Here is a 6,963-nt window from a genome sequence, read left to right as displayed (position 1 = left end):
GCACCTACGGTACGGCCACCTTCACGGATAGCGAAACGCAGGCCGTCGTCCATTGCGATCGGAGCAATCAGGGTAACAACCATTTTGATGTTGTCGCCCGGCATTACCATCTCTACGCCTTCCGGCAGTTCGATGGTACCGGTCACGTCGGTAGTACGGAAGTAGAACTGCGGACGGTAGCCTTTGAAGAACGGGGTATGACGGCCACCTTCTTCTTTGGACAGTACGTACACTTCAGATTCGAACTTGGTGTGCGGCTTGATAGAACCCGGCTTGGCCAGTACCTGACCACGCTCTACGTCTTCACGCTTAACACCACGCAGCAGCGCGCCGATGTTCTCACCTGCACGACCTTCGTCCAGCAGCTTGCGGAACATTTCAACACCGGTACAGGTGGTAGAAACGGTATCTTTGATACCAACGATTTCTACGGTCTCACCTACTTTAACGATACCGCGCTCTACACGACCGGTAACTACGGTACCACGGCCAGCGATAGAGAATACGTCTTCGATAGGCATCAGGAACGGCTGGTCAATCGCGCGCTCCGGCTCCGGGATGTAGGTATCCAGGTGGCCAGCCAGCTCGATGATCTTCTCTTCCCACTGAGCGTCGCCTTCCAGCGCTTTCAGCGCGGAACCGCGAACTACCGGCAGGTCATCACCCGGGAAGTCGTATTCGGTCAGCAGTTCACGAACTTCCATCTCTACCAGTTCGAGCAGCTCTTCGTCATCAACCATGTCACACTTGTTCATGAACACGATCATGTACGGGATACCAACCTGACGACCCAGCAGGATGTGCTCACGAGTCTGCGGCATCGGGCCGTCAGTCGCTGCTACTACCAGGATCGCGCCGTCCATCTGGGCAGCACCGGTGATCATGTTTTTAACGTAGTCGGCGTGACCCGGGCAATCTACGTGGGCGTAGTGGCGGGTAGCGGTGTCGTATTCTACGTGGGAGGTGTTGATGGTGATACCACGCTCACGCTCTTCCGGTGCCTTGTCGATCTGGTCGAAGGCGAAAGCTTTACCACCGAAGTGCTTGGCCAGCACGTTGGTGATAGCTGCAGTCAGGGTGGTTTTACCGTGGTCAACGTGGCCGATGGTACCCACGTTAACGTGCGGTTTATTACGCTCAAATTTTTCTTTAGACATGATCGTCCCTCTAAACTAACGCTGAGTACGCGGTGGCAAGCTAACCACAGAACAGTTTATATGATGGATTTGAATCTGGTGGGAAAGAGAGAGGTACTGATGGCTGGTTCGCTTGCCGAACTCACCCTAGGGTGCGGCTCTGCTAACGCCTGAGCCATATCAGCATCTTGGAGCGGGCAGCGGGAATCGAACCCGCATCATCAGCTTGGAAGGCTGAGGTAATAGCCATTATACGATGCCCGCATTTCTCTAACCCAAAGAACTCAAACCGCAGAGAAATATGGTGGAGGGAGAAGGATTCGAACCTTCGAAGGCAGAGCCGTCAGATTTACAGTCTGATCCCTTTGGCCGCTCGGGAACCCCTCCAGACGCCAGATTGTCACAACGGTAATTCTGCTTGCACCCGTTGTGTTTATCGCTTTTGCACGGCAAATAGACGACAGACAGTCAAGCGTCGCGCATTTTATTGTAAGGTTTTGGGGGATGCAACCATTGAACCCGGCAAAATATGCTTTATTGCTGGGAAGTTTGCAAAAAAGCGGGGGCAAACAAGCCAATCCTGCTGCGTCCCTTGTCGCTCCCCCACCCTTGGTGTATGGTCGCCGTGCCCAAGAAACAGTGATGACACCATGACGACAGAGCATAACCCCTATCTGCAATTCACCCGCGAACAATGGGCGTTATTGCGCGATTCGGTCCCCCTGACCCTGACCGAACACGATCTGCAGACCCTGCGCGGGATCAACGAGAAGGTGTCATTGCGGGAAGTGGAAGAGATCTATCTGCCTCTCTCCCGCCTGCTCAATCTCTATGTCAAAGCCAAACAGCGTCGCAGCCGGGTGCTGGAGCAGTTCCTCGGCCAGTCCCGCGGCAAGGGCACTTATATCATCAGCATTGCCGGCAGCGTGGCGGGGGGCAAAAGTACCACAGCCCGTATTCTGCAGGCCTTGCTGGAGCGCTGGCCGGAACATCCGCGGGTGGAGCTGGTCACCACCGACGGCTTCCTCTATCCCAACAAGGTACTGGAAGAGCGCGGCCTGATGCGTCGCAAGGGGTTCCCGGAATCCTACGATATCCGCCATCTGGTGGAATTTGTCGCCAATATCCGCGCCGGTCACGAGAAGGTCGAAGCGCCGGTTTACTCCCACCTTATCTACGACATCATTCCCGATGAGAAAAAGGTGGTGGAGCAGCCGGACATCCTGATCCTGGAAGGGCTCAATGTGCTGCAAAGCGGCATGGACTACCCTCAGGAGCCCCATCGGGTCTTCGTGTCAGACTTTGTCGACTTCTCCATCTATGTGGATGCCGATGCCGAACTGCTGCGTACCTGGTATATCGAACGCTTCCTGAAATTCCGCAGCGGCGCCTTCTCGGATCCCGACTCCTACTTCCATAACTACGCCAAGCTGGCGGAGAGTGAGGCGACCCAGATCGCCAGCAACATCTGGCAAGATATCAACTATCTGAATTTGCAAGAAAATATCCTACCAACGCGTGAGCGAGCCAACCTGATCATGACCAAGGGCCATGAGCACGCCATCGAGCAGATCAAACTGCGCAAATGATGACAGCCATTGCCGGATAACGAAGAGGGGGCTCGCAGGCCCCCTCTTCTGTTTGGCATCATGAGCGGCCTTGCTGACCCTCAGTCGCCCCGGCGCAGGGAGAGCTCGCCCCCCAGATAGAATTTGATCCCTTCGCCTGTCTCCAGCCGCAGGGCGCCGCGATCGTCGATGCCACGGGCGATGCCGCGGATCTCCTGATCCCCCATCAACAAGCGCACCGGGCGACCGGCAAAGTGATCGAGCCGGTTCCAGTCATCGACAAAGCTTGCCAGCCCCTGCTGCTCAAAGGTGTGCAGCGCCCGCTGCAGATGGATGATCATCCGGGCCGCCAGTTGATTGCGATCCACCAGTTCCGGATTGATGTGACGCAGCTCGGCCCAGGCCTGATCGATCTTCCCCCCTTCGCGGGCAGGCATCGCCAGATTGAGACCGATGCCGATCACCAGATGACAGCTGGCCCCGGCGCTACCGCTCATCTCCACCAGTATTCCCGCCAGCTTGCGGCCCTGATAGTAGAGGTCATTCGGCCACTTGAGCTCGACCCCCTGATAACCAAGAGACTCCAGCGCTTCAACCACTGCCACGCCGACCGCCAGACTGAGCCCCATGGCCGCCGCCATGCCTTGTTCGAGTCGCCAGTACATGCTGAGGATCAGCTGGCAACCGAACGGCGAAATCCAGGGTTTGCCACGACGACCGCGCCCGGCTGTCTGACACTCGGCCAGACAGCTCTCGCCGGAGCGCAGCTCATTGACCCGATCCAGCAGGTGTTGGTTGGTCGAGCCGATGACCGGAAAACAGTGCACCGGCGCCATCGGGGCCAGTGCCTGCAAGGTGGCCTGATCATAGAGCGCCATCGGCACCGCCAGCCGGTAGCCCTTGCCGGTCAGGCTAAAGAGATCCAGCCCCAGCTCCTTGAGCGCCGCCATGTGTTTGCTCACCGCCGCCCGGCTGATGCCGAGCTGCTCACCCAGCTGTTCGCCGGAGTGAAACTGGCCGTCGCTAAGCAGGGTGATCAGGGTCTGTCTGATGGGAGTCAACGTCATGAGAGCACCTCGTCGAGCCAGGTTTCACCGTGCGCACCCATAAAGCGCACCTCGTGCTCCAGCACCACACCAAACGTCTGCTCCACGCTATCGCGGACATGAGCCGCCAGCGCGATCAGCTCCATGGCACTGGCCCCCCCCAGATTGACCAGCACCAGCGCCTGCTCCTGATGAACGGCGGCACGGCCAATGGCGAAACCTTTCAGACCGCACTGATCGATGAGCCAGCCCGCCGCCAGCTTGGCCAGCCCTTCTCCGGCCGGATAGCAGGGCATCTGCGGGTAGCGCGACTTGAGCGACTCCGCCAGCGCGGCAGGCACCACCGGATTTTTGAAGAAGCTGCCCGCATTGCCGAGCACGGCGGGATCCGGCAGTTTGGCCATGCGGGTGGCACAGACGGTATCAAAGATGGCCTGCGCCGAAGGCGCGTCACCGAGCGCCGCCAGCGGGCCATAACCCAGCACAGGTTGCCACGCCTTGGGCAGTTTGAGCCCGACGGCAGTGATCAGGTGGGAATCCTGATACTCGTGTTTGAAGATGCTGTCGCGATAACCGAAGCGGCACTCTGCCGCCGCGATCCGTTCAATCTCGCCACTCTGCCAGTTGAACGCCTCGACATAGGAACAGAAGTCGGCCAGCTCAACGCCATAGGCACCGATGTTCTGCACCGGCGCCGCACCGACCGTGCCGGGAATAAGCGCCAGATTCTCCAGCCCGAACCAGCCCTGTTGCAAGGTATGGCGCACCAGCTGATGCCAATCTTCACCGGCCGCCACATGGAGCAACCAGTGATCGCCACCATCTTCAGCGGTAATCCCCTTGAGCCGGTTGAGCACCACCAGGCCGAGAAAATCGGTGGTGAAGAGCATGTTGCTGCCGCCGCCCAGATTGAGGCGTGGCAACTGGTTGAGCTGTGGATCGGCACGCAGGGTCGCCAGATCGGCAACCTGCTCCACCTCGGCCAGCCAGAGGCAGTACGCATCGAGGGCAAGGGTGTTGAGCTTCAACAAGGAGGCGTTGGCATTCAGTTTCATCGGTCTATCCCGGCTTGGTGCAAGGGCGCAGTCTACCTCAAGTTGCCCCATGACGAAAAACCCGAGCCCTTTTCGGGGGAATAGCAGTGGTTTAGAGTAGGCGACTTCAACTGCTGAGGAACAACTCATGAACAACCAGTTTGCCGTCATCGGCCTGGGCCTGTTTGGCAGCGCGCTGTGCGAAGAGCTGCAACGGCAAGATGCCGAAGTACTGGCCATCGATATCGACGAGAGCAAGACCCGGCAAATCGCCGCCCTCTGCAATCACGTTATCGTGGCGGATGCCACCGACGAGGCCACCGTGGCCGAGCTGGGACTGGCCAATTTCGATATCGTCTTCGTTGCCATCGGTGACAACCTGGAGACCAGCATCCTCACCACCCTCGTCTTGAAAGAGGCGGGCGTGAAGAAGGTGTGGGTCAAGGCGCGCGACAAGTTCCACGCCAAGATCCTGCAGAAAGTGGGCGCAGACAAGGTGATCAACCCGGAGTGGGACATGGGCCGCCGGGTCGCCCAGAGCATGCTGGACAACCGGCTGTTCGACTATCTGGAGCTGGGCCACGACATGGTGCTGACCGAGTTCGTGATCGGCCTGCAACAGAACGGCCGGGAACTGGGCGACTTCCACCTGCTGCAACAGAGCGATTTCCAGCTGCTCGCCATCAAGCGTGGTGATGTGCTGCACAACGTGCTGACCGGCAAGATGGAGCTGCAACTGGGCGACATCCTGATCCTGGCGGGCAACAAGCACGCTATCGACCACTGGCTCGAAACCCTATGATCAACTGGCGCAGCAGCTACGCCTTCGCCCTCCATCGGGAGCAGGACTCTCGCTGGAGCGAAGCCCGGCTGATCCTCGGCAGCTTTCTGATCATTCTGCTGATTGGCACCATCTTTCTGGTGCAACCCTCCAGCCACAATGGCGAGGTTACCTTCGTCAACGCCCTGTTTACCGCCACCTCGGCCATCAGCGTGACAGGTCTTGGCGTGGTGGATACAGGCACCGCCTTCACCCTGCAGGGGCAGATTTTTCTGTTGATGCTGATGGAGATCGGCGGTCTGGGCCAGATGACCATGACCCTGCTGCTGATCGCCATCTTCAGCAAGCGGGTCGGCCTACGCCAGCAGGTACTGGCCAAGGAGGCGCTGGGACAGGAGGGCTCGGTCAACATCATTCAGCTGGTCAAACGGATCGTGCTGTTCGCCTTTATCGCCCAATTGATCGGTACCGGCATCATGGCGATCCGCTGGGTGCCCGAGATGGGGTGGGTGCACGGCCTCTATGTCAGCTTCTTCCACGCAGTATCGGCCTTCAACAACGCCGGGTTTTCGCTGTTTGCCAACAACCTCATGGACTATAGGGACGACCCCATCATCAGCCTGACCATCGCCGGTCTGCTGATCCTGGGGGGGATCGGCTTTACTGTCATCGTCGATCTGGTGCGCAACCGCCGCTGGCGCAAGCTCAAGCTGCACAGCAAGCTGATGCTGCTGATGACCCCGGCACTGCTGCTGGCCGGTACCCTGATGTTCTGGCTGCTGGAACACAACAACCCGGGCACCCTCGGCAAGGCCGGTGTCGGTGGCCAGCTGCTGGCGGCCTTCTTCCAGTCTGCCAGTGCCCGTACCGCCGGTTTCAATACCATAGATATAGGGCTGATGACCCCGGCGGCGTTGCTGTTCCTGATGATGTTGATGTTTATCGGTGCCGGTGCCACCTCAACCGGTGGTGGTATCAAAGTCACCACCTTCGCCGTAGTGCTGCTGGCAACCAAGGCGTTTCTGACCAAACGGCCCCATGTCACCGCTTTTGGCCGCACCCTGTCGCCCCAGATCGTGACCCGCTCGCTGGCCATCATCATCGTCAGCACCATGGTGCTGATGCTGGCGATGTTCCTGCTGATGGTGACCGAGGATCTGCCGTTCGACAAAATCATGTTCGAGACCATCTCGGCATTTGCCACCGTTGGCCTCTCCACCGGCATCACCGCCTCCCTGAGCGAGCCGGGCAAGCTGATCCTGGTGCTGGTGATGATCTGCGGCCGTCTCGGCCCCCTCACCCTGGCCTTTATGCTGGCCCGCCCGGTCGAGACCCGCATCCGTTATCCGGAAGAGAACGTCTATACCGGATGATTACAAAAACAATGAAAAGAGCGGC

At 58.9% G+C, this 6,963-nt stretch carries 6 protein-coding genes and 2 tRNA genes; 3 read left to right on the top strand and 5 right to left on the bottom strand.

Features of this window, described 5'->3' with window-relative positions; genetic code table 11:
- The 3 genes from tuf to AB5Y86_RS18695 form a co-directional block, all read right to left on the bottom strand.
- Window positions 1–1,157 (bottom strand): elongation factor Tu (gene tuf, locus AB5Y86_RS18705; RefSeq protein WP_139441922.1); only part of this gene is annotated, 1,157 nt, incomplete at its 3' end.
- 168 nt (window positions 1,158–1,325) lie between these two features.
- A tRNA-Gly gene (locus AB5Y86_RS18700) sits at window positions 1,326–1,400 on the bottom strand.
- A 38-nt stretch (window positions 1,401–1,438) separates the two neighbouring features.
- Window positions 1,439–1,523, bottom strand: a tRNA-Tyr gene (locus AB5Y86_RS18695).
- Between the two features lie 263 nt (window positions 1,524–1,786).
- Here AB5Y86_RS18695 and coaA point away from each other — a divergent pair.
- Window positions 1,787–2,725 (top strand): type I pantothenate kinase, encoded by a 939-nt coding sequence (gene coaA, locus AB5Y86_RS18690; RefSeq protein WP_005339877.1) that lies wholly within the window; start codon window positions 1,787–1,789, stop codon window positions 2,723–2,725.
- 80 nt (window positions 2,726–2,805) lie between these two features.
- Here coaA and birA read toward each other — a convergent pair whose 3' ends face one another.
- Window positions 2,806–3,771, bottom strand: a complete 966-nt coding sequence (gene birA / locus AB5Y86_RS18685) for a bifunctional biotin--[acetyl-CoA-carboxylase] ligase/biotin operon repressor BirA (RefSeq protein ID WP_368193775.1) — start codon at window positions 3,769–3,771, stop codon at window positions 2,806–2,808.
- Complete coding sequence (murB, locus tag AB5Y86_RS18680; RefSeq protein WP_368193773.1) at window positions 3,768–4,805, bottom strand: UDP-N-acetylmuramate dehydrogenase; 1,038 nt, start codon at window positions 4,803–4,805, stop codon at window positions 3,768–3,770. The genes birA and murB overlap by 4 nt, the downstream gene beginning before the upstream one ends.
- Before the next feature lie 127 nt (window positions 4,806–4,932).
- Here murB and AB5Y86_RS18675 point away from each other — a divergent pair, with 127 nt between their 5' ends.
- Together AB5Y86_RS18675 and AB5Y86_RS18670 are read left to right on the top strand one after the other, a co-directional pair.
- Complete coding sequence (locus tag AB5Y86_RS18675) at window positions 4,933–5,586, top strand: TrkA family potassium uptake protein (protein WP_005339863.1); 654 nt, start codon at window positions 4,933–4,935, stop codon at window positions 5,584–5,586.
- Window positions 5,583–6,938, top strand: a complete 1,356-nt coding sequence (locus AB5Y86_RS18670; protein ID WP_042082855.1) for a TrkH family potassium uptake protein — start codon at window positions 5,583–5,585, stop codon at window positions 6,936–6,938. Before AB5Y86_RS18675 ends, AB5Y86_RS18670 begins: the two co-directional genes overlap by 4 nt.
- Window positions 6,939–6,963: the final 25 nt, after the last annotated feature.

It is taken from the genome of Aeromonas sp. s8, assembly GCF_040907785.1.
Classification (GTDB): domain Bacteria; phylum Pseudomonadota; class Gammaproteobacteria; order Enterobacterales; family Aeromonadaceae; genus Aeromonas; species Aeromonas veronii.
Note: the sequence above shows the minus strand (reverse complement) of the source record. Positions and strands in the feature narration are given on the sequence as shown.

Coding starts and splice junctions, on each gene's coding strand:
- coaA (WP_005339877.1), top strand. CDS start 1,787: ATGACGACAGAGCATAACCCCTATCTGCAATTCACCCGCGAACAATGG.
- birA (WP_368193775.1), bottom strand. CDS start 3,771: ATGACGTTGACTCCCATCAGACAGACCCTGATCACCCTGCTTAGCGAC.
- murB (WP_368193773.1), bottom strand. CDS start 4,805: ATGAAACTGAATGCCAACGCCTCCTTGTTGAAGCTCAACACCCTTGCC.
- AB5Y86_RS18675 (WP_005339863.1), top strand. CDS start 4,933: ATGAACAACCAGTTTGCCGTCATCGGCCTGGGCCTGTTTGGCAGCGCG.
- AB5Y86_RS18670 (WP_042082855.1), top strand. CDS start 5,583: ATGATCAACTGGCGCAGCAGCTACGCCTTCGCCCTCCATCGGGAGCAG.